Source organism: Arthrobacter sp. Soil762 (genome assembly GCF_001428335.1).
In the GTDB taxonomy this organism is placed as follows: Bacteria; Actinomycetota; Actinomycetes; order Actinomycetales; family Micrococcaceae; genus Arthrobacter.
The window spans coordinates 1-23,632 of the sequence record NZ_LMSG01000023.1 but is presented as its reverse complement, the minus strand read 5'-3'; the positions used below and the strand labels follow the sequence as shown (position 1 = coordinate 23,632).

Here is a 23,632-nt window from a genome sequence, read left to right as displayed (position 1 = left end):
GTACCCTAGATAGTCGAGTCCCCCCTGTAAATCCACTGAAAGAAGTGCGCGGCGCGTGTTCAATTCACTCTCTGACCGGTTGACAGCAACCTTCAAGAATCTCCGTGGCAAGGGCCGCCTCACTGAGGCCGACGTCGATGCCACAGTCCGGGAGATCCGCCGCGCCCTCCTGGATGCCGATGTCGCCGTTCCCGTGGTGCGTGAGTTTACGGCCCGCGTCCGCGAGCGTGCCCTCGGGGCAGAGGTATCGGGGGCGTTGAACCCCAGCCAGCAGATCGTCAAGATCGTCAATGAGGAACTCGTTGAGATCCTCGGTGGCGAGACCCGCCGGATCCGCCTTGCCAAGACCGGTCCCACTATCATCATGCTGGCCGGCCTCCAGGGTGCCGGTAAGACCACCCTGGCGGGCAAGCTCGCCAAATGGCTCAAGGCCCAAGGCCACAGCCCCCTGCTGGTGGCATGTGATCTCCAGCGGCCCAATGCCGTCACCCAGCTCCAGGTTGTCGGCAACCGCGCTGGCGTGCCCGTTTTCGCGCCGCACCCCGGAGCCACTTCGGAACTGGAGCACCCCGCCGGTGACCCGGTCGCCGTCGCCCGCGCCGGCGTTGAGGAAGCGCGCCAGAAGCTGCACGACGTCGTAATTGTTGACACCGCCGGGCGCCTCGGTGTTGACGCCGAGATGATGGAGCAGGCGAGCGAAATCCGCCGCGCCATCGTCCCCAATGAAGTGCTGTTCGTGATCGACGCCATGATCGGGCAGGACGCCGTGAACACGGCTGTGGCGTTTGACGAGGGTGTGAACTTCACCGGAATCGTGCTGTCAAAGCTCGACGGCGACGCCCGCGGCGGTGCCGCACTCTCGGTTGCATCGGTCACCGGTAAGCCGGTTATGTTCGCCTCCACCGGCGAAGGCGTGGATGACTTTGAGCTGTTCCACCCGGACCGCATGGCCTCCCGCATCCTGGACATGGGTGACGTCCTCACCCTGATTGAGCAGGCCGAAAAGAACTGGGACAAGGACGAAGCCGCCCGGATGGCGAAGAAATTCGCCGACCAGGAAGACTTCACCCTGGATGACTTCCTCTCCCAAATGCAGCAGATCCGCAACATGGGCTCCATGAAGAAGATGCTCATGATGATGCCCGGTGCGCAGAACATCCGCGAGCAGCTGGAGAACTTTGACGAGCGCGAGATCGACCGTGTCGAGGCGATCGTGCGTTCCATGACGCCGCACGAACGCGTCGCCCCGAAGATCATCAACGGCTCCCGCCGGGCACGCATTGCCCGGGGTTCCGGCGTGCATGTCTCCGAGGTCAACGGCCTGCTGGAGCGCTTCGGCCAGGCCCAGAAGATGATGAAGAAGATGGCCCAGGGCGGCGGCATGCCCGGAATGCCCGGGATGCCTGGCATGGGCGGCCCCGGCGGTGCGCGGAAGGGCGGCAAGAACGCACCGAAGAAGAAGGCCCGCTCAGGCAACCCTGCCAAGGCTGCCCAGGAGCTGAAGGACGCCGAGGCCCGGCGGGCCGGCGCGGCGAAGGCGCTCCCCACGGGGGCAGCGTTCGGCCAACAGGGCGGCGACTTCGACCCGTCTCAGCTGAACCTGCCCAAGGGATTCGACAAGTTCCTCGGCAAGTAACCACCCCTCCCGACTGGGTAGCAGCAGGCGTCGTTGTGAGCACTCATAACGACACTGGCTGCTGCCCGATTGGGATGTCGATGCCGTGGAATAGGGTTGGGTCATGTTCAAACAGCGGGTAGTGTTCGTGCACGGCGCCGGACCTTTCGGTGCCGCGGCGTGGCCGCGCCAGCACGGAATGGCCCTGACGTACGACGCCCTCTTCCTGCGGCGGCACGGCTTTGATCCTGTGGCTGAACCCGTGGAGTCCTCGTTCGCTGAAGACGCCGCCATCATCCTGCGTTCACTTGCCGATGACGGCCGCGGGGCTGCCGGCGGCCATGTCGTCGCCCACGCCCAGGGCGCCATTGCGGCCATGATGGCCGCCGTCGAACGCCCCGATCTGGTGTTTTCCCTCACGTTGGTTGAACCGGCGTGTTTGTCCCTGACCGCCGAACTGCCGGCCACGTCTGCCCACAGGGCCATGATGCAACCGCTGTTCGACGTCCGGCACCAACTCAGCGATGAAGACTTCCAGCGGGAGTTCGTGCGGCGAATGTTCGCGGCGGACCTGCAGGAGCCCGCCACGCCGGAGGAAAAACGGTCGGCGCGCCGGCTCCGGTTGCAGGCGCCGTCCTGGGAGGCCCCGCTGCATATTGTTCCGGGCGTCCCCACCCTGGTCCTGACGGGTGGATGGGAACCGCTCTACGAGGAGATCGCCGGATATCTGCAGGAAACCGGTGCCCTGCACCGCATCGCTGCGGGAGGACACCGGCCCCAGGACTCTGCCGAAGGTGACCGTGCCATCCGGTCCTTCATCGCCGACGTCGGCAGGTCGCGCTCAGTTCAGGCTTCCTGAGCCGTCAGCTCCCGGTCGGGATCCGAAGCTCGGGGAGGTAGACCTTCCCGCCGGCGGCCAGGAACTCCGCACTCTTTTCGCGCATCCCGCTGTAGGCCTCGGCGATGGCCGCCTGCGAATCGGCGGAACCGTATTCGTCCCTGATGTCCTGGCTGATCTTCATGGAGCAGAACTTCGGGCCGCACATGGAGCAGAAGTGGGCGGTTTTGGCCGGTTCGGCGGGCAGCGTCTCGTCATGGAAGGCCTCCGCCGTGACCGGGTCCAGGGACAGCGCGAACTGGTCGCGCCAGCGGAACTCGAACCTGGCCTTGGACAGGGCATCATCCCGTTCATGGGCGCCGGGGTGGCCTTTGGCAAGGTCTGCTGCGTGGGCGGCGATCTTGTAGGTGATCACACCGGTCTTCACGTCGTCCTTGTTCGGGAGGCCAAGGTGTTCCTTGGGCGTGACGTAACAAAGCATCGCCGTGCCGTACCGGGCGATTTCCGTGGCGCCGATAGCGGACGTGATGTGGTCATAACCCGGGGCAATATCAGTAACCAGCGGCCCCAGGGTGTAGAACGGGGCGCCCTTGCAGAGTTCCTGCTGGCGTTCCACGTTCTCCCGCACCAAATGGAACGGGACGTGCCCGGGACCTTCCACCATGACCTGCACATCGAATTCCCACGCCCGCTGGGTCAGTTCGGCCAGGGTGTCCAGCTCGGCGAACTGGGCGGCGTCGTTGGCGTCCGCCGTCGCTCCCGGGCGCAGTCCATCGCCCAGGGAGAACGCGACGTCGTACTTGGCGAATATCTCGCACAGGTCGTCGAAGTGCGTGTACAGGAAATTCTCCTGGTGGTGGGCCAGGCACCAGCCCGCCATGATCGCACCGCCCCGGGAGACGATGCCGGTGACGCGGTTGGCCGTCAGCGGCACGTAACGCAGCAGCACACCGGCGTGGATGGTCATGTAGTCCACGCCCTGCTCGCACTGCTCAATGACCGTGTCCCGGAAGATCTCCCACGTCAGGGCGTTGGCCTCGCCGTTGACCTTCTCCAGCGCCTGGTATATGGGCACTGTACCGATGGGCACGGGGGCGTTGCGGATGAGCCATTCCCGGGTGGTGTGGATGTCATCGCCGGTGGACAGGTCCATCACCGTGTCGGCGCCCCACTGGGTGGCCCACTGGAGTTTGTCCACTTCCTCGGCGATGGAGCTGGTCACGGCCGAGTTGCCGATGTTGGCATTGATCTTCACCAGGAAGGCCTTGCCGATAATCATCGGTTCGGATTCCGGGTGGTTGATGTTGTTGGGGATGATGGCCCGGCCAGCCGCCACTTCGCTGCGGACTAGTTCCACGTCGCAATTTTCACGGAGGGCGATGAACTGCATCTCGGGGGTGATGACACCCTGCCGCGCGTAGTGCATCTGGGTGACGGTCCGGCCGCCGACGGCGCGGCGGGGCACCGGCTGCGCGCCCTTCCACTCCGCAGAGGCTGCGCCGCGGCGCACGGCCGACTTGCCGTCGTCGAGCAGGTTCCGCTCCCGGCCGCTGTAGGGCTCGGTGTCTCCGCGGGCGGCGATCCACTCTGAGCGGAACGGGTTGAGGCCCACCACAGGATCGCTGCCCGGTCCCGCCGTGCGGTAGGTCCGGAAAGGCCCGTTCGCCTCGCCGTTTGGCGATGGTTCGAGGGCGATCTCGGTCACGGGAACCCGGATCCCGGTGGCCTCATCGGTGATAAACGCCAGCGAGTGGGATTTCAGTGACTGGGTTTCAGGCTGGAGCGTTTGATCCACGTCGTCATTTTGGGCAGTGATCAGCTGTGTTTCTTGTGTATTCAATGAATACTCACTTCCTTCGCCGGCATTACCCGGACAGGTTCAACGGTCGCAGGCTGCGTCAGCCCGATCTCAGCCCCTGCAAGGGCTCCCGTGTGGTCAAGTCGAAGCTACCACAGCCGCTGCAGGATTTTGCAGGAACGCTTGAATTAAATTGAAGCTTCAAGTAAATTAGAACCATAGCCGCCTTCCATCCGAAGGCCAACGGACCGGGAGTTTTCAAATGACTGCAGAAGCCACCAGCCGGGATCTCCTTCCTGCCGACCTCTCCATGGGCACCGTGATGCTCAAGGTGGGCGACATGAAGCTGATGACCGACTACTACCAGCGTGCGCTCGGCCTGGAGGTCGTCGCGGAACAGGACGGCGGCGTCTATCTTGGCCGCCTTCAACGCCCGCTGGTCCATCTCGCGGCCGCCCCGTCCTTGAATCTGCCGGGCAGGGGAGAGGCCGGGCTGTTCCACACCGCACTGCTGTTTGACGACCAGGCTTCGCTGGCCGCCACGGTAGCCACCGCCGCCCAGTACGAACCCCGGTCCTTCACCGGCAGCGCCGACCACCTCGTCAGCGAGGCCTTCTACTTCAATGACCCCGAAGGCAACGGCGTCGAACTGTACTGGGACAGGCCCCGCGAAAACTGGTCCTGGAACGGGAAGGCTGTAGTGATGGACAGCCTGGCACTGCCGCCGCAGCGCTACCTTGAGCAGCACCTGACCCAGGAATCCGTGGCCGGCCAGCGGGCCAGCGAAGCCGGTGTGGGCCACGTCCACCTCCAGGTGGGCGACGTCCAGTCAGCGCACGATTTCTACGTGGGCACGCTGGGCTTCGAAAAGACCGCCGGCTGGCACGGGCAGGCGCTGTTTGTCTCCGCGGGCCGGTATCACCACCACATGGCCATGAACGTCTGGAACAGCCGCGGAGCCGGTCCCCGCAAGGACACCCTGGGCCTCGGCGAAGTGCTCATCGAGGTCCCTTCCGGGGATGACGTCGGAGCGCTCGCCGACCGCCTGAAGGTCGCCGGTGTGGCCTCGCACCACACGGGCGCCGAGCTGCGCTTCGAGGACCCGTGGCGCAACAATATCCGTGTCGCCGTCCGCTGAGTGCGGATGCCAAATGTGCGGCCTGCCTTGTACTAGGCTGATTCTGAACGGCCGGGGCGGCACTTGCTGCTGCCCTTCCAGGCCGCACCGTCGACGGAATGAGGGCTGTTCCCATGGGCTTCACTGAAATTTTTGTTTCCACTCACGATGCCGCGCTGAAGCGGGCGGACGTCCTGGATGCAGGCGGCTCCCCGGCGGGCCAGGCCCTGCGGATTCCCGGAATCAGCGATTTCGAAATCGAGCAGCTTGGCGATCTTGCCGGCGTTGCGGTGCACGCCGGTGGCGCGGACTACGAACTGGCCATGGTTGACGTGGCCAGTGATTCCCTCCTCGGGGTCCCGCCGGCTATGGTGCGTGCGCTCGCGGACCTGCTCAGCTACGAGACTGAAGGCGAAGGCAATGTCCTGGACGACGTCGCTGAAAAGTGGGCCGCCCAGGATGACATGCCGTTCGGCGTGGCCGAGGCCCGGACGTATGTCCAGCAGTTCGCTGAGCTGGCCAACTCCGTCGATGACGCCGCACGCACCGGCGTGTATGTCTGGTCGTCGTAGGCCGGCCGTGGCCCGCCGGGTCCGCGCGGCTGCCCCATCCCGACGTGTCAAGTCGAAATCCGGACGCTGATCTGGCACAATAAACAGGTACTCGATCTGCGTGGCCCCTCTCTCCGCGTCCGGATCCTGTCCTTCGAACCCTCAAGTATGGCCCGCCCCACGGGTGCAGAACGTCGGTTCACCCCTTTTCTGAAACAGGAGTGACCACAAAAGTGGCCGTAAAGATTCGCCTTAAGCGCTTTGGCAAGATGCGCGCACCGTACTACCGCATCGTCGTCATGGACGCACGCTCCAAGCGTGACGGCCGTGCCATCGAAGAGATCGGCAAGTACCACCCCACCGAAGAGCCCTCATACATCGAGGTGGACACGGACCGTGCCCAGTACTGGCTCGGCGTCGGCGCACAGCCGTCCGAGCAGGTTGCCGCGATCCTGAAGATCACCGGTGACTGGCAGAAGTTCAAGGGCCTGCCGGGCCAGGAAGGCACCCTGAAGACCAAAGCTCCGAAGGCTGCCTTTGTTGCCCCGGAAAAGGGTTCCGTGATCATCCCGGAAGCCATCACCAAGAAGTCGAAGCAGTCTGACGCAGCCGAGGCCCCGGCCGAGGCAGAGACCACCGAGGCTGAGTAGATTGCTGGCAGAAGCGCTCGAACACCTCGTCCGGGGAATCGTTGATTCGCCGGAAGATGTCAAGGTCAGCTCGAAGAACAACCGCCGCGGGGACACCCTCGAGGTTCGTGTTCATCAGGATGACCTGGGACGGGTGATCGGCCGCCAGGGCCGCACAGCACGGGCATTGCGCACCGTGGTGGCGGCACTGGCAGACGGCGAGCCGGTCAGGGTCGACGTCGTCGACACCGACCGCCGCCGCTAAGCGCTCGGCAACATCAGTTTTTTGCTCCGGCCCTTCCACCAGCAACGGTGGAGGGGCCGGAGTGCTTTCACCACATCGCCCAATCCCGGCACGATCACAGACAGAGGAACAGATGCAGCTTCAGGTGGCACGAATCGGCAAACCGCATGGAATCCGCGGCGAAGTGACGGTCCAGGTGCTGACCGACGCTCCGGGGGACCGGTTTGTTCCAGGTACCGAGTTTGTGGTGGAGCCTGCATCGGCCGGCCCGCTCATTGTTGAGGGTGCGCGCTGGAACAAGGACATCCTGCTCCTCGCATTCGAAGGAATCGAGACCCGCAACCAGGCAGAGACCCTGCGCGGCGCCAAGCTTTTCATCGAAACCGAAGAGCTGGACGAGGACGACGACGAAGGCTGGTACGAGCACGAACTGGTAGGGCTCGAGGCGCGCGTCGGGTCGCAGGTCGTCGGCAAGATCGCCGCCCTGCACACCTTGCCCGTCCAGGACCTGCTCGTGGTTGAAACGCCGGACGGCAAGGAAATCCTTGTCCCGTTTGTGGAGCAGATCGTTCCGGAGGTCAATGTGGCCGACGGCTTCGTCCTGCTGACGCCGCCGGACGGTCTCTTTGAGGTCAACGACGGCGAAGCCGGCCCCGGTGACGCGGAGGAAAACGCGTAGATGAGAATCGACGTCGTCAGTATCTTCCCGGAGTACCTGGCGCCCCTGGAGCTCTCGCTCATTGGCAAGGCCCGCCAGGACGGCCTGTTGGACCTGCGCGTCCATGACCTGCGTGATTTCACTACCGACAAGCACCGTTCAGTGGACGACACCCCGTACGGCGGCGGCGCCGGCATGGTGATGAAGCCTGAGCCTTGGGCGCAGGCGTTGGCTGCCGTTGCCGCAACTGCTGTCGCCGGAGCCGGTGAAGCCGCAGGGGGCGCCGAGGCCACGGCGGCCGAGCCCACCAAGCCGGTTTTGATTGTCCCGTCGCCGGCAGGGGAGCGCTTCAACCAGGCTTTGGCCCATGAGCTCGCAGACGAGGACCAGCTGGTTTTTGCCTGCGGCCGCTATGAGGGCATCGACGAGCGTGTCATCGAGTGGGCGGAAGAGCACTTCACGGTGCGCCCCATGAGCCTTGGTGACTATGTGCTGAACGGCGGCGAAGTGGCCGTTTTGGCCATGGTCGAAGCCATCGGCAGGCTGCTGCCGGGCGTTGTGGGCAACCCTGATTCCCTGGTGGAGGAGTCGCATTCGGACGGGCTGCTGGAATACCCCGTGTATACCAAGCCCGCCAGCTGGCGGGACCGGGATGTCCCGGCAGTGCTGCTGAGCGGCAACCACGGGAAGATCGCGCAGTGGCGCCGCCACGAGCAGTACCGGCGGACAGCGGAACGCCGTCCGGACCTGCTGGAAACGTTCGACGCCGGGAAGCTGCCACGTGCCGACCGGACGGCTTTCGCCGACCTCGGATACGACGTCGTCGACGGTCACCTCCTGGCACGACGGCAGGCCGATACCAGCACGGACACTGGAAACGACGCCTCAACCTGAACCGGCGCGCCTGTGGTCCAAGGCGATTGGCTGTAGGCCCACGAGTGTGGCAAAATTAGTCTTTGTGTCTGCTGGGTCCGCACCTGCCACAGGGGGAGCGCAACCAACAGCTGGACACCCCGGGACCTTCAATCAGTGAAGGAACCGGCCCCACTTAATTTTCGGCGGTAATTTCCGGTACTTCCGGGCTTGCCCGCCGTGACCCAAAGTGAATGACCTGTGGCGTTCACCAGGAGTGCAATTATGCATATTCTCGATTCCGTAGATGCAGCCTCGCTGCGCACCGATGTTCCTGTCTTCCGCGCGGGTGACACCCTCAAGGTTCACGTGAACATCATCGAAGGCAAGAACTCCCGTGTCCAGGTATTCCAGGGCTTCGTCCTGGGCCGCCACGGCGACGGTCTTCGCGAAACCTTCACCATCCGCAAGGTCTCCTTCGGCGTCGGTGTGGAGCGTACCTTCCCGGTGCACTCCCCGATCATCGACAAGATCGAAGTTGTCTCCAAGGGTGACGTGCGCCGCGCGAAGCTGTACTACATGCGCGACCTGCGCGGCAAGGCTGCGAAGATCAAGGAAAAGCGCGACTTCCAGCCCAAGAAGTAAAGTCCCCAGGGACCTACAAAGCAGGCCCCAGCCGTACCAGGCCAGCGCCGGAGCCCTTCGCAACAGCGCCCCAGGAATACGGATCATGGACCAGACAAAACGCCAGCCCAGAAGAATGGGCTGGCGTTTTGCGTTCCTGGCAGTTCTCCTGGCCGTGGCTATCAGCGGGCTGGTCCGTTCCCTGTGGCTGGATGTCTATTACATACCGTCCGAATCCATGGAGCCGGTCCTTGCGAACGGGGACCGCATCCTGGTCTCCAGGACAGACTTCCATGCCGAACCCATCCGTCGGGGCGACATTGTGGTCTTCGACGGCAGGGGTTCGTTTGCTCCCCTGCACAGTGGGAAGGGCCCCCTTCTGGATTCCGTTGCAGCGGCCGGGCAGTGGCTTGGCCTGGCCGGCAGTGACACCACGTACGTCAAACGTGTCATCGGCATGCCGGGGGACACCGTGGTTTGCTGCGATGCAGACGGAAAGATCACCGTCAACGGCGAGGCACTCGACGAGCCGTATCTGTTCGACGGAGACAGTCCAAGCACGCAGATCTTCAGCGCCGTGGTGCCCGACGGAAGGCTTTGGCTGCTCGGTGACCACCGCTCCGCGTCCGCTGATTCGCGCAGCCTGCTCGGTGCGCCCGGCGGAGGCATGGTGCCAATGGACCGTGTCATCGGCAGGCCGGTCCAGATCGTATGGCCACTTGATAGATTTGCTGCAGTACTACGGCCGCCAGCGGCAGGATCAACAACAGAGGACGGACAGTAAATGCCCGAGAACAATGCCCGGACACCTGAGCCGCCTCGCGAAGGAGCCCCCGGCACTGCCGACGGGATCTCAGCGCCGCCCGCAGGCGCGACATCCAGCGTCGGGATGTCCGACGGCGGGGCGTCCGGCGGGGCGGATGCCAGACCTGCCGCGCCGGCTTCCGGAAGGCGATCAGCCGCGCCGCAGACTGAGCCTGCCGCCCCCAGCCAGCTCTTTGTCTGGCTGAAGGAGGTTGCCACGGTAGTGGTGATCGCCGTGGTGCTGTCCTTCCTGATCAAGACGTTCCTGTTCCGCGCGTTCTATATTCCGTCCGAGTCCATGGTCAGCACCCTGGACGTCAACGACCGCATCTTCGTGAACCTGCTGGTTCCCGAGCCGTTTTCCCTCTCACGCGGCGACGTTGTGGTCTTCCGTGACACCAAGGGCTGGCTGAGCACCGCACCGGTGGAACCGAATGGACCTTTCACCTGGGTCCAGGACGGTCTGACATTTGTGGGACTTTTGCCGGACAACTCGGAACAGCACCTCGTCAAACGGGTCGTCGGGCTACCCGGTGACCACGTGATCTGCTGCGACGCCGGCGGTAAACTGACCATCAATGGATCTCCTATTGATGAAACCTATGTCAACGGGGCTGAGGAACCGCAGATCCGTGCTTTCGACGTCGTTGTTCCGGAAGGAAAGGTCTGGGTCATGGGCGATAACCGGAACCACTCCGCGGATTCCCGGTCGCACCTGGAATCCAATGGCGGATTCGTCGACCTCGTGGACGTAGAGGGCAAAGCCGCCGTCATCGCATGGCCGTTGAACCGGATCACTGTCCTTGACAATTATCCGGCCGTCTTCCGGAACGTTCCTGCGGGAGGCTAGGAGTGTCCGCAGTGATACCGGCCACCGAGTCCAAGGCTCCAGCCCGCCAGACGGACGGGGTCCGCTCCAAAGCACCGACGCTCCGGCACGAGCGGACGTTCAAAGCGCAGGGCGCCCGTTACCTGGCCGGCGTGGACGAAGTGGGACGGGGGGCGCTGGCAGGACCTGTGAGCGTCGGAATCGCCGTCGTGGACCTCCACACCCAGAAGCCCCTGGCCGGTGTGCGGGACAGCAAGCTCCTCAGCCCCGCCGAACGGGAACGGCTGGAACCGCTGGTCAGACACTGGAGTGTTGCGTCGGCCGTCGGGCACGCTTCCGCGCGGGAGATCGACGCAATAGGCATCATTGCTGCGCTGCGGCTGGCCGGTACGCGCGCCTGGCAGGACATCCTTGCGGCCGGCATCAGCCCAGATGTGGTGCTGCTCGATGGCAGCCACAACTGGCTCTCGCCCGCCGGGCAGCCTTCCCTGTTTGACGAGCCACCCGTGGATTTCGCGTGCCTTGCCCCGGTCCACACCAAGATCAAGGCGGACATGCAGTGCCTGAGCGTGGCCGCCGCCAGCGTGATTGCGAAGGTGGAACGCGACGAGCAGATGCGGGGCCTGCACAGTGAATACCCCGAGTTTGGGTGGGACGTCAACAAGGGCTACGCCACGGCAATTCACCGGGACGCGCTCCGCGCCGCCGGAGCCACGCCTTACCATCGGGTGAGTTGGAACCTCCTGGGCGGCGAACTCTGATTCCGTGCCGCTCCAGTGCCTGCCGCACTGCTGTGGGGCTCATGCGGCGCGGACGCTGCGACTGCGGCGCCCTGGATGGTGCAAGATGGAACCATGAGTGCTGAGGATCTTGAAAACTATGAAACCGACATGGAGCTGCAGCTCTACCGTGAATACCGCGATGTTGTCGGGCTCTTCAGTTACGTTGTCGAGACCGAACGCCGCTTTTACCTCGCAAATCACGTTGACCTGCAGGCCCGAAGCGCCGACGGCGAGGTCTACTTCGATCTGACGCTCCAGGATGCCTGGGTGTGGGATGTGTACCGTTCGGCACGGTTCGTGAAGACAGTCCGTGTCCTGACGTTCAAGGATGTCAACGTCGAAGAACTGCCCCGCAACGAGGAACTCGCCCTGCCGAAGGACGCTGACCTCGGCAACTGACGCCGGCCCACTGCTCCTCCACAGCCCCGCTGTATTGGGTCGGTTTTCCCGGGTTGCCCACATACGCGAATAGCCTGCTGTCCTCCGCTGTCCTGCCACTGCAGGCTGGTTGCGGAGGTAGAAATGAAATCCAAAGACCTGTTGGGCCGGCGCGGCGAGGAACTCGCGGCCGGTTATCTTGAATCGCTCGGCATGCTGGTGGTGGAACGCAACTGGCGCTGCGCCGAGGGTGAAATAGACATTGTGGCCCTGGACGGCGACGCCCTGGTCATCGCAGAGGTGAAAACCCGCCGTTCCCTGGACTACGGGCACCCGTTCGAAGCCGTGGGGCCGGACAAACTCGCACGGCTGCATCGGCTTGGTTCGGCATGGTGCCGGGACCGGGAGCTGCGGATGCCGCTACGGCGTGTGGACGTCATCGCCGTGGTGGACGACGGCGGCGGCGAACCCCTGGTGGAACACCTCAAGGGGGTGGGGTAGATGGCGCTGGGTCGGGCCTACTCCGTGGCGCTGGTGGGATTGAACGGGTACATCGTCGAGGTAGAAGCCGATATTGGCCAGACACTGCCGGCATTCGTGATCCTGGGCCTCCCGGACGCCGCCCTCAACGAGGCCAAGGAACGCATACGTTCCGCGGCCAGAAATTCTGGAATTCCGCTGAGCCGGCGGAAGATCACGGCCAACCTCATCCCTGCGTCGCTGCCCAAACGCGGTTCCGGCTTCGACCTTGCCGTGACCATGGCAGTCCTGAGGGCCGCAAATGACATCAAGCCCACCGGCCGGACCGTCTTCATCGCCGAACTCGGGCTGGATGGCCGGCTACGGCCGGTGCGCGGCATCCTGCCGGCAGTGATGGCATCGGTGCAGGCCGGCTACCCGGACGTGGTGGTCGCGCACGCCAACCTCGGCGAAGCATCGCTGGTCCCCGGAGCCAACGTCAAGGGGTACCGCACGCTGGCGCGGCTGGCGCTCGATTTCGGTGCAGACCCGCAAGAGCTCGCACTGGACTTCGAGCCGGAGGACGAGGCCGGTCACGGGGACTCCGAACCGGGGGCCCAGGCTGTTCCTGACATGGCCGACGTCTCCGGCCAGGGCGAAGCCAGACGTGCACTCGAGGTGGCCGCTGCCGGGGCCCACCACCTGCTCCTGACCGGACCACCGGGGGCGGGCAAGACCATGCTGGCCGAAAGACTTCCCGGTCTCCTGCCGGACCTTGCCGACAATGAGGCCATGGAAGTCACTGCCATCCACTCCCTCTGCGGCCTTCCCTCATCCGCCGTACAGCTTGTGCGGCGGCCGCCGTTCGAAAACCCGCATCATTCGGCCACAGCCGCCGCCATTATCGGCGGGGGATCGGGGTTGCCACGCCCGGGTGCGGCGTCGCGGGCACACCGCGGTGTCCTGTTCCTGGACGAGGCCCCGGAATACGAACGGCGCGTCCTGGACGCCCTTCGCCAGCCCCTGGAGAGCGGGGAGCTGGTCATTCACCGCTCGGCAGGAACGGCAGCCTACCCTGCCCGGTTCCAGCTGGTCCTTGCCGCCAACCCCTGTCCCTGCGGCAAGGCTTCGGGAAAGGGACTGGACTGCACGTGTACGCCCATGATGCGGCGCCGCTACGTGGCCAGGATGTCCGGTCCGCTGCTGGACCGGGTGGATATCCAGCTGCAGGTGGAGCGCGTGTCACTGGCCGACTTCGGCCAGGCGGGCGCCGAAGAAGACACAGCCGCCGTGGCACGGAGGGTAGGCGACGCACGCCGGCGCCAGGCCGAACGGCTGCGGCCGCTGGGAATGGAAACGAACTCGCAGGTGCCCGGCCGGATTCTGCGCGGCGCCCTGCGGTTGCCGGCCGGCGCCACGCGGATCCTGGACCACTCACTGGAGCGGGGCGTGCTGACCGCCAGGGGCTATGACAGGGTTCTCCGGCTGGCCTGGACCCTGGCGGACCTGTCGCACCGCGACATGCCCGACACCAACGACATCGGCCAGGCCCTTGGCCTCCGGCAGGCTGCCTCGGCAGCTGCGTGAAGGAAGAAGCCACATGGACAACGAACGGATCGCCCGGGCCGCCCTGTCGCGGCTCATGGAACCGCAGGACGCGGCCGGACTGGCCCTAGTACAGGCCACCGGCGCACCCGACGCCTTGAAAATCGCCACGGGCCAGGCGGCCGCCGGCCCGGCACTGGAGCGGGAGATTACCGGACTGCTGGCGGACAACGGCGCCGGAACCAGCTGGGCGGGGATGGCTGCCTGCCTGAAACGCTGGGCGCCCCGCATTCCGGATCTGGCGCCCGAGCGTGACCTGGCCACCATGGCACGCCTTGGTGGCCGGCTGATTGTCCCGTCGGACGATCTCTGGCCTGCCCAGCTCGGCGACCTTGGGATGCAGGAACCTATCTGTCTGTGGTGGCGTGGTCTGGAACAGGAGCTTCCCGGCCCTGCCCGGAGTGTGGCGCTGTGGGGTCCCGCGACAGCACCAACTACGGCGCCTCGGTGACCGGGGACCTGGCCTACTCGCTGGCCCAGCGGGGCTTCACCGTGGTCTCGGGGGGAGCGTACGGCATCGATGCCCACGCGCACCGGGCAGCACTGGCCGGGGGATCAGCGGCGGTGCCTACCATCGCGGTGATGGCTGGTGGTGTGGACCGGTTCTACCCGTCCGGCAACGAGGATCTCCTGCGGGCGGTCTGCAACCAGGGAGCGGTGCTGGCCGAGGTGCCGCCGGGGTCGGCGCCCACGCGCTACCGCTTTCTGCAGCGGAACAGGCTGATTGCGGCCCTGGCTGCCGTGACGGTGGTGGTGGAAGCCCGTTGGCGGTCCGGTGCACTGAATACGGCCCACCACGCGGAGACGCTCGGCCGCGCGGTGGGAGCTGTGCCGGGGTCCGTGCACAGCGCCAACTCCGCCGGCTGCCACCGGCTGCTCCGGGATGGCGGGGCTGTCTGCGTGACTGACGCGGCGGAGATCGCCGAACTGGCATCCCCAAGCGGCGTGGGGCTTGCGGCGCCCGGCACGGCGCATGCGGCCGACCATGACGGACTGACCTTGGAGGATCTGATCCTTCTGGACGCCCTGCCGCTGCGGTCCACCACGTCCGTGGACAAGCTCTGCGCAGTTGCCGGCCTCAGTGCGGACTCCGTGCGGGCCGGGTTGGGCAGGCTAGGCCTGCTGGGGCTCGCAGCTTCAGAAAGGGGCGGCTGGAAACGGGCCAAGGAATTAGCGTAGTTGCCTGTGTCCGGGACGGGATTCCCGCGGAGTTCTGGGACAGTGGAACAGTGCAGAATCAGGAACTGTCCCGGGCATTTGAGCAGGCACTTGCAGACTTCGGCAGATACCTGACCGCCGAGCGGGCCCGGTCCGGGCATACGCTTCGGGCATACCTGTCCGATCTTCGAAGCCTCCTGGAATACGCCACCTCCGAGGGCGTCACGGATCTGCCGGAACTGGAGCTGGGCACTCTCCGACGCTGGCTCGGGGCGCAGAGCCAGGCCGGGATATCCCGGGCCACCCTTGCGCGGAGATCGGCTACAGCGCGTTCCTTCACTACGTGGGCCATGAGGGAAGAACTCATCGAGACCGACCCTGCCCTCCGTCTCAGGGCTCCCAAAGCGGAAAAGTCACTGCCCGGGGTGCTGCAGTCCCAACAACTCCTCAGGCTGCTGAACAGTCTGGAAGAAGCCGCGGCTGACGGGTCACCGGTGCCGGTGCGCAACCGGGCCATGGTGGAGCTCCTATACGCCACAGGTCTGCGCGTGGGGGAGCTGGCCGCCTTGGATGTGGACGATCTCAACCCGGACCGCCGGACCCTGCGGGTGGTCGGCAAGGGCAACAAGGAACGGACGGTTCCCTATGGCGTCCCGGCCGCTGTGGCCGTGGACGACTGGCTACGCAGGGCCAGGCCGCTCCTGGCCACCGGCCACAGCGGACCGGCGCTTTTCCTGGGCACCAGGGGAAACCGTGTTGACCAGCGCCAGGTCAGGACCGTGGTGAATGCTCTCTTCGAAGCTTTGGGTGACACGTCAGCAACCGGTCCGCACGCGCTGAGGCATACTGCGGCAACGCACCTGCTCGATGGCGGGGCCGATCTTCGTGCGGTCCAGGAAATCCTGGGCCACAGCAGCCTCGCCACCACGCAGATCTACACCCATGTGTCCGTTGAGCGGCTTCGGAGCAGCTACCGGCAGGCCCATCCCCGGGCCTGAGAGCCAGGGATTACCGCCAACACGGGGTAATTCCAGGACCGTGTCACCTATGGCGAATCGCACTGGCGTAATTACGCGGCGTACGGCACAATAAGAGTCACGTCCGGCAACTTTCAAGTTTCGCTTGAAGCTATTTCGCTTCGCGCGTCACCCGCAAGTCCGGACACAGCTTAATAATCAGGCAGGGAACATACAGCACCGGGCAGTTTCATCCAGGCAGAGGTCGTTGGGGAAGACGTACCTACAGCTATGGAGGATGGAATGTCTGTTGCAATGACCCGCGGTGTGCTGTTTGTTCACTCAGCCCCTACAGCACTGTGCCCGCACGTTGAGTGGGCCATTGGATCCGTCGTGGACAAGCGGACGGATCTAGAGTGGACCCCTCAGCCTGCCGCGCCCGGAATGTTCCGCGCCGAGCTCTCCTGGACGGGAACTCCGGGCACCGGATCGCTGTTGGCTTCCTCCCTTCGCGGCTGGGCCCATCTACGCTACGAGGTCACTGAAGAGCCGAGCCAGGGCGTTGACGGCGGCCGCTGGTCGCATACCCCCGAACTGGGAATCTTCCACGCTACAACGGATGTCCACGGCAACATCATGGTCTCAGAGGACCGCATCCGTTACGCCTACGAATCGGGCGCCGGCGATCCCTCCGCCGTGTACCACGAGCTTTCCCTGGCTTTGGGTGAGGCCTGGGACGAGGAACTCGAGCCGTTCCGACACGCAGCCGAGGGCGCACCGGTCCGCTGGCTGCACCAGGTGGGCTGACCGCCGTCGGACATCACGACGTCGTACTTCCTGTCCGCTGTCCCGGCAGAAGCCGTGCCGGATCGGAATGGGGCGCTCCATAGCCAAAGCAGAGGCCCCGCCGCATGGCGGGGCCTCTGCTTCGTCTGCGGTACTTGCTGTTCCCGCGCTGCTGCTAGATGCTGCGGACAGCGATCACGGCGTTGTGGCCGCCGAAGCCGAACGAGTTGCTCAGCGCCACGATGTCGCCTGCCGGCAGATCCCTCGCCGACGTGACGACGTCGAGCGGGATCTCCGGGTCCTGGTTCTCGAGGTTGATGGTGACCGGGGCCTTGCGGTGGTACACGGCCAGCACGGTGAGTACTGCCTCCACGGCACCGGACGCGCCCAGGAGGTGGCCCATCTGTGATTTAGTGGCGGACACTGCGACGTTGTCGAGGTGGTTCCCCAGCGACGCGCGGAGGGCCGTGTACTCGGGCTTGTCACCGACAGGAGTGGAGGTGGCGTGCGCGTTGACGTGGACAACGTCCTCGGCCTGGATCCGGCCGTCGAACATGGCGGCCTTCAGCGCGCGGGTGGCGCCCAGGCCCTGGGGGTCCGGGGCGGTGATGTGGTAGGCATCGGCCGTCACTGAGGTGCCGGCCAATTCGGCGTAAATGCGGGCGCCGCGCGCAATGGCGTGCTCCTCGGCTTCGAGCACCAGCGCACCGGCGCCTTCGCCCATCACAAAGCCGTCGCGGCCCAGATCGTAAGGGCGTGAGGCACCCTGGGGGTCATCGTTGCGGCGGGAGAGCGCCTGCATGGACGAGAAGGCGGCCAGGGGCATGGGGTGGATGGCTGCCTCGGCGCCGCCGCACATCACCACGTCGGCCTTGCCGGAGCGGATCAGCTCCAAGCCCAGGTGAAGGGCCTCGGTGCCCGACGCGCAGGCCGAAACGGGGGTATGGGCGCCGGCACGGGCGCCAAGGTCAAGACTGACGGCTGCTGCGACGCCGTTGGGCATCAGCATGGGCACCGTCATGGGCAGGACGCGGCGCGGGCCTTTTTCCTTCAGCGTGTCCCACGCGTCCAGCAGGGTCCAGACGCCGCCGATGCCGGTGGCGAAGGCGACGGCGAGGCGGTCGGGGTCAATCTCGGTGATGCCGGAATCGGCCCAGGCTTCACGGGAGGCGATGACGCCGAACTGGGTGGACGGGTCCATCCGCTTGGCCTCAACGCGGCTCAGGACCGACAGTGCCGGCGTGGAGCAGCGGGCGGCGAAGTGGACAGGCAGTTCGTACTTGGCGACCCATTCGTCTTCCAGCGTGCGGGCACCGGAGACCCCCTTCAGCGCGTTGTTCCACATGGTGGGTACGTCGCCGCCGATGGGCGTGGTGGCACCCAGACCGGTAATGACTACTTTGCGTGTCATTGGATCACTCTCTGTCGGTGGGCAGGCCGTATCCGGTTGTCCGGCGGGGTCCCGCGTGTGGGGCAGCTGGCTGCCGAAAAATGTGGTGGACTGCCGGTCCGGCCTGAGCACGGACCGGCAGTCCAGTCAGCCTTAAGGGGCTGAAGCCTTGGCTAGGCCTGTGCGCCGGCGATGAAGCTGACGGCGTCGCCCACGGTCTTGAGGTTCTTGACCTCTTCGTCCGGGATACGCACGCCGAACTTCTCTTCGGCGTTGACCACGATGGTCATCATGGAGATGGAGTCGATGTCCAGGTCCTCGGTGAAGGACTTGTCCAGTTCCACAGCCTCCGGGGCAAGGCCGGTTTCTTCGTTGACGATTTCAGCCAAGCCGGCCAGGATCTCTTCGTTGCTAGCCATTGATGGCTCCTTTTCTTGTTATTGCCGGCAGTGGGTGCCGGAAACGGTGCAGCCCGCGGATGCGGCCTGTGTGGGGCGTTCCTAAGGAAGGACGATTACCTGGGCACCGTAGACCAGCCCGGCGCCGAAGCCGATCTGGAGTGCGAGGCCGCCGCTGAGTTCAGGGTTTTCCTTGAGCAGGCGGTGGGTGGCCAGGGGGATGGAGGCCGCCGAGGTGTTTCCGGCATCGGCGATGTCCCGGGCAACGGTGACGGATTCGGGAAGCTTCAGCTTTTTGACCATCTCGTCGATGATCCGCATGTTGGCCTGGTGGGGGATGAACGCAACAAGGTCTTTAGCCTCGACGCCCGCGGCCTCCAAAGCCTGCTGTGCCATCTTTGCCATTTCCCAGACCGCCCAACGGAAGACCGTCTGCCCGTCCTGGCGCAGGGTGGGGTAGAGCTCCTGCGCTTCTTCGAGCAGGGCAAAATCGCCGGATTCGTCGGACTGGCGGGCTGCCATGCTGAGGTCGCGGACATCGAGCATGGAACGCGTCATGCCGATGGCGTCCCACTTACTGCCGTCCGAACCCCACACTGAGGGTCCGATGCCGGGGGTGTCCGACGGGCCGATGACAACAGCGCCCGCACCGTCGCCCAGCAGGAAGGAAATGGTGCGTTCCCGGTTGTCGATGACGTCGGAAAGCTTCTCCGCGCCGACCACCAGCACGTAGGTGGCCGTGCCGGAGCGGACCAAGGCATCACCCTGGGCGATGCCGTAGCAGTACCCGGCGCAGGCGGCCGAGATATCGAAGGCCGGAGCCGGCGTCGCACCGATGCGGTCAGCCAGGGCGGCGGCGGCCGACGGTGTGGCGTACGGGTGGGTGACGGTGGAAACGATGACGGCACCAAGCTGGGAGGCTTCGATGCCTGCCTGCTGCAGGGCCTCCCGGGCAGCGCCCTCTGCCATATCGATGACGCTGACGTCGGCAGCGGCCCGGTGCCGGGTCACGATGCCGGTCCGCTGGCGGATCCATTCGTCCGAGGAATCAATCCACTGGCAGACGTCATCGTTGGTGACGATGACGTCTGGCCGGAATGCGCCGAGGCCGAGGATGCGGCTGTATTCGTTGACGGGAACCTGTTTCAGCGTGGGAACGCTCATGCATTTCCCTCCAGTTCTGCGAAGAGTGCCAGTGCGGCCGTGAGGTCGTCCGGGGTTTTGACTGCAACGGTCTTGACGCCGGGCATGCCGCGCTTGGCGAGCCCGGCCAGGGTGCCGGCCGGGGCCAGCTCAATGACGCCGGTGACGCCGCGCTGCACAAGCGTTTCCATGCAGAGGTCCCAGCGGACCGGGCGGGAGACCTGCGCGATGAGGCTCTCGACGGCGGCGCCGCCGTCGGTCACTTCCCGGCCGTCAAAGTTGGACAGCAGGGGTACCTGCGGCTTCTGCGGCTTGAGGCCCGGCTTCAGCGCCTCGAGGGCGCTCACGGCGGGGGACATGTGCGAGGTGTGGAACGCTCCGGCCACCTTCAGCGGGATCACGCGCGCCTTGGCCGGCGGGTTGTCCGCCAGGGCCTTGAGCTGTTCGAAGGTTCCGGCTGCCACGGTCTGGCCCGCTCCATTGACATTGGCCGGTGTCGCGCCGGTAGCCTCTATGGCGGCCAGGACCTCTGCAGGGTCCCCGCCCACCACGGCGCTCATGCCGGTGGGGGTCACAGCTGCGGCAGCGGCCATGCTGTTGGCGCGTTCACGGACGAACGTCATGGCTTCCTGCTCGGTGAGCACGCCGGCGAGGGCCGAGGCGGTGATTTCACCGACGGAGTGGCCGGCAAGGATCACGGGAAGCGTGCCGAGTTCGACGTCGAACAGCGACTTTGCGGCCACCAGCCCGGCGGCAACAATCAGGGGCTGCGCGACGGCGGTGTCCTTGATGGTGTCCTCGTCAGAGGTGGTCCCGTGGGCTGTCAGGTCGATGCCTGCGATCTCACTGAGGGAGGCCAGATGGCCTGCTACCGAAGGCAGTTCCAGCCAAGGGGCCAGAAAACCCGGGGTCTGTGAGCCCTGTCCAGGGCAGACTATTGCAAGCACGTATCCAGCTTTCCAAATTACGGGGTCATCCAGGGGTGTTTGTCTGCACCAAGCTCAAGGGGGCAGATTGTAGGAAGTCTACAACGACTCACGGCTGATTCCGCGCCGGATGACGCTCCGCCGGGGCTTTTGGCGGCGCGGAAAGCCGCCCGACAACCAACGCCGCCTGCAGCACAAACGCCTCCCGGGGGAGCAGCGGATCCCAGCCCGTGACGTCGCAGACGCGCTTGAGCCGGTACCTGACGGTGTTGGCGTGGACAAACAATTCGCGGGCAGTCGCCTCAAGGGAATGGCCCAGCTCCAGGTAGGTGCCCAGGGTCTCCACCAGCCCGTTGGAGGCGGCGACAAGCGGACGGTAGATGTTCTTCACAAGGGAACGGCGCGCCGCTTCGTCACCGGAGATGACGCGTTCCGGCAACAGGTCATCGGCGGCCACAGGCCGGGGAGCTGCGGGCCACGCCCTTGCCGCGGTCAGGCCGGCAAAGGCAGACTGCGCTGATCCGCTGGCCTCCAGCAGGGAACCGGCTTCCGGGCCGTAGACCACCGGGCCGGGGGCGAACATTTCGCTGAGTTTCAGGTAGGCGGTCTCGCGGTCCTGGACGCCGCCAAGGATGAGGATCAGCCGGTCGCCCTGGATGCCCACCAACGCGTCCTCGGCGTAGCGGCCTGCCAAGCGGCGTAGTTCGCTGACGTAGCTTGCACTGGGTTCAGACGGCGAATTGCCCACCATCACGGTGAACCTCTCCTGTGCCTTCCAACCCAGCGCGGCGATCCGGGACCGCAGCGCGTCCGTGTTTTCGCCACGGAGGATGGCGTCCACGATCAGCGCTTCCAGCCGGGTATCCCAGGAACCGCGGGACTCGGCCGCTCGCGCGTACACGTCTGCCGCCGCGAAGGCCACTTCCCGCGAGTACCGCAGCACCGCCTCGCGGAGGGAGGGCTGGTCAGCTTCCGGGGCGATGACCGGCACCTGGTCTTCCACCACTTCCACCACGATGCGGATGAGCTGGAGCGCCTTCTGGAGGCTGATGGAGCGCGTCAGCTCGGTGGGGGCCGTCCCAAAAACGTCGGTGAGGATCCACGACGGTGAGCTGGGCCGCTCATACCAGGTGACAAATGCTGCGATGCCGTTTTGCGCCACCATGCCCAGGGCGGAGCGCTCGTCGGAGCTGAGCCTCGAGTACCACGGCAGCGACTTTTCCAGCTGGCGAAGGGTGGTGGTGGAGAGTTGGCCCACGCTTGCCCGGAGCTTTTTCAGGGTTTCGGATTTCTCCGGTGTCATGCTGCGCGAGGACGGCTTGCGCTTCACGGGCGGGGTGGTTGGCTCTGGCATCCTACGAGCATACGGTGCCTGCCCGGCAAGCTCCATTTGTGCAAAGGCTACAACGTTGTTGGACCTGCATCACAGGCTGCCTCATGTCCAGAAAGGCAGGGGACGACGACGGCGACCCTCGCCTTTTCGGTGAGGGTCGCCGTCGTCGTTCATTTCCGCTGACAAGCAGGTCAGCGGGAGTTGATCAGGACTCGCCGCCCGCGTTGCCGGTGGAACCGGCGTTGACGTTGTGCAGCTTGTACTTCTCGATTGCCTGGGCCGGGGCCTGGGCATCAACTTCGCCGCGGCGCGCCAGCAGTTCCAGGGAACGGACCACGATGGAGTGGATGTCGTTCTTGAAGAAGCGGCGGGCAGCTGCGCGGGTGTCGGAGAAGCCGAAGCCATCCGCACCCAGCGTGGCGAACTCGTTCGGCACAAACTGGCGGATCTGGTCCGGGACGGCCTTCATGTAGTCCGAGACCGCAACCACGGGTCCTGTGGCACCGGCAAGCTGCTGGGTCACAAACGGAACACGGGCGGGCTTGCCCGGGTTCAGGAACGCCTCTTCCTCGGCGGCCATACCGTCGCGGCGCAGCTCGTTCCAGGACGTGACGGACCAGACGTCGGCGGAGACGCCCCAGTCCTCGGCGAGCAGCCGCTGGGCTTCGATGGCCCAGGGAACCGAGACGCCGGAGGCCAGGATCTGGGTCCGGGGACCGTCGATCTTCGCCGGAGCCAGGAGGTAGATGCCCTTGAGGACACCTTCCACGTCGAGCTCTTCGGGTTCTGCGGGCTGCGTGATGGGCTCGTTGTAGACCGTGATGTAGTACATCAGGTTCCGGTCAGCCGAATCCGGCCCGTACATACGCTCGATGCCGTCCCGGATGATGTGGCCCATCTCGTACCCGTATGCGGGGTCGTAGGTGACCACTGCCGGGTTCGTGGAGGCCAGCAGCGGGGAGTGGCCGTCGGCGTGCTGCAGGCCTTCGCCGGTCAGCGTGGTGCGGCCGGCGGTGGCGCCGATGATGAACCCGCGGGCCATCTGGTCCCCGGCGGCCCAGAAGGCGTCGCCGGTGCGCTGGAAACCGAACATGGAGTAGAACACGTACACCGGGATCAGCGGTACGCCGTGGGTGGCGTAGGCCGTGCCGGCGGCGGTGAACGCCGCGACCGCGCCTGCTTCGTTGATGCCGGGGTGGATCAACTGGCCCTGGGCTGATTCCTTGTACGCAAGGACCAGGTCCCGGTCCACGGACAGGTAGTTCTGGCCCTTGGGGTTGTAGATCTTGGCCGTGGGGAAGAACGCGTCCATGCCGAACGTGCGGGCCTCATCGGGGATGATCGGCGCGATGTGCTTGCCGAAGTTCTTGTCCCGCATGAGGTCCTTGAGGAGCCGGACAAACGCCATGGTGGTGGCTGCCTGCTGCTTGCCGGAACCGCGTTTGGCGACCTCGTACGTTTTTGCCTCGGGGAGTGCGATCTCCTGGTGCTTGGAGCGGCGCTCAGGAACAGAACCGCCCAGCTGGGCGCGGCGTTCCATCATGTACTGGATCTCCGGCGCATCGGTGCCCGGGTGGAAGTACGGGGGCTGGTACGGGTCCTTCTCCAGTTGCTCGTCGGTGACCGGAATCCGCAGGTGGTCGCGGAACTTCTTCAGGTCATCGAGGGTGAGCTTTTTCATCTGGTGGGTCGCGTTGCGGCCCTCGAAGTGGGGTCCGAGTCCGTAGCCCTTGACCGTTTTGGCCAGGATCACGGTGGG

24 protein-coding genes, 1 pseudogene and 1 riboswitch are annotated in these 23,632 nt (G+C 65.4%); of the genes and pseudogenes, 18 read left to right on the top strand and 7 right to left on the bottom strand.

From position 1 onward, the window contains the following. Positions 1-55 precede the first annotated feature (55 nt). Both ffh and ASG77_RS19885 read left to right on the top strand, forming a co-directional pair. Positions 56-1,636: a signal recognition particle protein gene (gene ffh, locus ASG77_RS19890; RefSeq protein WP_056349117.1), complete on the top strand. Its 1,581-nt coding sequence runs from the start codon at positions 56-58 to the stop codon at positions 1,634-1,636. Between the two features lie 103 nt (positions 1,637-1,739). Beyond that, positions 1,740-2,474, top strand: a complete 735-nt coding sequence (locus ASG77_RS19885) for an alpha/beta hydrolase (RefSeq protein WP_056349113.1) — start codon at positions 1,740-1,742, stop codon at positions 2,472-2,474. A gap of 4 nt (positions 2,475-2,478) precedes the next feature. Here the strand turns inward: ASG77_RS19885 and thiC are convergent, their stop codons facing one another. Then, positions 2,479-4,248 carry a phosphomethylpyrimidine synthase ThiC gene (gene thiC / locus ASG77_RS19880; protein WP_327019632.1) on the bottom strand — a complete coding sequence of 590 codons (1,770 nt, stop codon included), beginning with the start codon at positions 4,246-4,248 and terminating at the stop codon, positions 2,479-2,481. A 39-nt stretch (positions 4,249-4,287) separates the two neighbouring features. Continuing rightward, positions 4,288-4,395, bottom strand: a riboswitch (TPP riboswitch). 118 nt (positions 4,396-4,513) lie between these two features. Here thiC and ASG77_RS19875 point away from each other — a divergent pair. The 16 genes and pseudogenes from ASG77_RS19875 (at position 4,514) to ASG77_RS19800 (ending at position 16,704) form a co-directional block, all read left to right on the top strand. Continuing rightward, the gene (locus ASG77_RS19875; RefSeq protein ID WP_056349107.1) at positions 4,514-5,389 is read left to right on the top strand and encodes a VOC family protein; all 876 of its coding nucleotides are present in this window, start codon (positions 4,514-4,516) and stop codon (positions 5,387-5,389) included. Between the two features lie 113 nt (positions 5,390-5,502). Further along, positions 5,503-5,940 (top strand): hypothetical protein, encoded by a 438-nt coding sequence (locus tag ASG77_RS19870; RefSeq protein ID WP_200950819.1) that lies wholly within the window; start codon positions 5,503-5,505, stop codon positions 5,938-5,940. Positions 5,941-6,152: 212 nt separating this feature from the next. Further along, a complete protein-coding gene (rpsP, locus tag ASG77_RS19865) occupies positions 6,153-6,569 on the top strand; it encodes a 30S ribosomal protein S16 (RefSeq protein WP_056349101.1) in 417 nt (138 codons plus the stop codon). Position 6,570: 1 nt separating this feature from the next. Beyond that, on the top strand, positions 6,571-6,813 hold the full coding sequence (locus ASG77_RS19860; RefSeq protein WP_056349097.1) for an RNA-binding protein: 243 nt from the start codon (positions 6,571-6,573) through the stop codon (positions 6,811-6,813). A 112-nt stretch (positions 6,814-6,925) separates the two neighbouring features. After that, positions 6,926-7,471, top strand: a complete 546-nt coding sequence (rimM, locus tag ASG77_RS19855; RefSeq protein WP_056349094.1) for a ribosome maturation factor RimM — start codon at positions 6,926-6,928, stop codon at positions 7,469-7,471. Then, on the top strand, positions 7,472-8,344 hold the full coding sequence (trmD, locus tag ASG77_RS19850) for a tRNA (guanosine(37)-N1)-methyltransferase TrmD (protein WP_056349091.1): 873 nt from the start codon (positions 7,472-7,474) through the stop codon (positions 8,342-8,344). Between the two features lie 243 nt (positions 8,345-8,587). Next, on the top strand, positions 8,588-8,947 hold the full coding sequence (gene rplS / locus ASG77_RS19845) for a 50S ribosomal protein L19 (RefSeq protein ID WP_056349088.1): 360 nt from the start codon (positions 8,588-8,590) through the stop codon (positions 8,945-8,947). Positions 8,948-9,032: 85 nt separating this feature from the next. Further along, positions 9,033-9,710, top strand: a complete 678-nt coding sequence (gene lepB / locus ASG77_RS19840; RefSeq protein ID WP_056349086.1) for a signal peptidase I — start codon at positions 9,033-9,035, stop codon at positions 9,708-9,710. Then, positions 9,711-10,580, top strand: coding sequence for a signal peptidase I (lepB, locus tag ASG77_RS19835; RefSeq protein ID WP_056349083.1), 870 nt, complete (start codon positions 9,711-9,713; stop codon positions 10,578-10,580). It abuts the gene before it with no gap. An 11-nt stretch (positions 10,581-10,591) separates the two neighbouring features. Beyond that, complete coding sequence (locus ASG77_RS19830) at positions 10,592-11,320, top strand: ribonuclease HII (RefSeq protein ID WP_235564723.1); 729 nt, start codon at positions 10,592-10,594, stop codon at positions 11,318-11,320. A 93-nt stretch (positions 11,321-11,413) separates the two neighbouring features. Further along, positions 11,414-11,740, top strand: coding sequence for a DUF2469 domain-containing protein (locus ASG77_RS19825; protein WP_056349080.1), 327 nt, complete (start codon positions 11,414-11,416; stop codon positions 11,738-11,740). A 123-nt stretch (positions 11,741-11,863) separates the two neighbouring features. Further along, a complete protein-coding gene (locus ASG77_RS19820; protein ID WP_056349077.1) occupies positions 11,864-12,220 on the top strand; it encodes a YraN family protein in 357 nt (118 codons plus the stop codon). Then, a complete protein-coding gene (locus ASG77_RS19815) occupies positions 12,221-13,765 on the top strand; it encodes a YifB family Mg chelatase-like AAA ATPase (protein ID WP_056349074.1) in 1,545 nt (514 codons plus the stop codon). It abuts the gene before it with no gap. Between the two features lie 13 nt (positions 13,766-13,778). Continuing rightward, positions 13,779-14,962, top strand: a pseudogene (dprA, locus tag ASG77_RS19810) (DNA-processing protein DprA). A gap of 50 nt (positions 14,963-15,012) precedes the next feature. Continuing rightward, positions 15,013-15,939, top strand: a complete 927-nt coding sequence (locus ASG77_RS19805) for a tyrosine recombinase XerC (RefSeq protein WP_056349071.1) — start codon at positions 15,013-15,015, stop codon at positions 15,937-15,939. Between the two features lie 261 nt (positions 15,940-16,200). Beyond that, positions 16,201-16,704 carry a DUF3145 domain-containing protein gene (locus tag ASG77_RS19800; protein WP_056349065.1) on the top strand — a complete coding sequence of 168 codons (504 nt, stop codon included), beginning with the start codon at positions 16,201-16,203 and terminating at the stop codon, positions 16,702-16,704. Positions 16,705-16,858: 154 nt separating this feature from the next. Here ASG77_RS19800 and ASG77_RS19795 read toward each other — a convergent pair whose 3' ends face one another. From ASG77_RS19795 to ASG77_RS19770, 6 genes are all read right to left on the bottom strand, one after another. Beyond that, positions 16,859-18,094, bottom strand: coding sequence for a beta-ketoacyl-[acyl-carrier-protein] synthase family protein (locus tag ASG77_RS19795; protein WP_056349063.1), 1,236 nt, complete (start codon positions 18,092-18,094; stop codon positions 16,859-16,861). Between the two features lie 152 nt (positions 18,095-18,246). Beyond that, positions 18,247-18,492 carry an acyl carrier protein gene (locus tag ASG77_RS19790; protein WP_009359314.1) on the bottom strand — a complete coding sequence of 82 codons (246 nt, stop codon included), beginning with the start codon at positions 18,490-18,492 and terminating at the stop codon, positions 18,247-18,249. A gap of 81 nt (positions 18,493-18,573) precedes the next feature. Next, positions 18,574-19,635, bottom strand: a complete 1,062-nt coding sequence (locus ASG77_RS19785) for a beta-ketoacyl-ACP synthase III (protein ID WP_056349059.1) — start codon at positions 19,633-19,635, stop codon at positions 18,574-18,576. Beyond that, the gene (locus ASG77_RS19780; protein WP_200950818.1) at positions 19,632-20,561 is read right to left on the bottom strand and encodes an ACP S-malonyltransferase; all 930 of its coding nucleotides are present in this window, start codon (positions 20,559-20,561) and stop codon (positions 19,632-19,634) included. The genes ASG77_RS19785 and ASG77_RS19780 overlap by 4 nt, the downstream gene beginning before the upstream one ends. A gap of 88 nt (positions 20,562-20,649) precedes the next feature. Then, positions 20,650-21,894 (bottom strand): PucR family transcriptional regulator, encoded by a 1,245-nt coding sequence (locus tag ASG77_RS19775; RefSeq protein WP_056349053.1) that lies wholly within the window; start codon positions 21,892-21,894, stop codon positions 20,650-20,652. Between the two features lie 184 nt (positions 21,895-22,078). Continuing rightward, on the bottom strand, positions 22,079-23,632 hold a 1,554-nt coding region (locus ASG77_RS19770; RefSeq protein ID WP_442854257.1), incomplete at its 5' end, for a transketolase-like TK C-terminal-containing protein.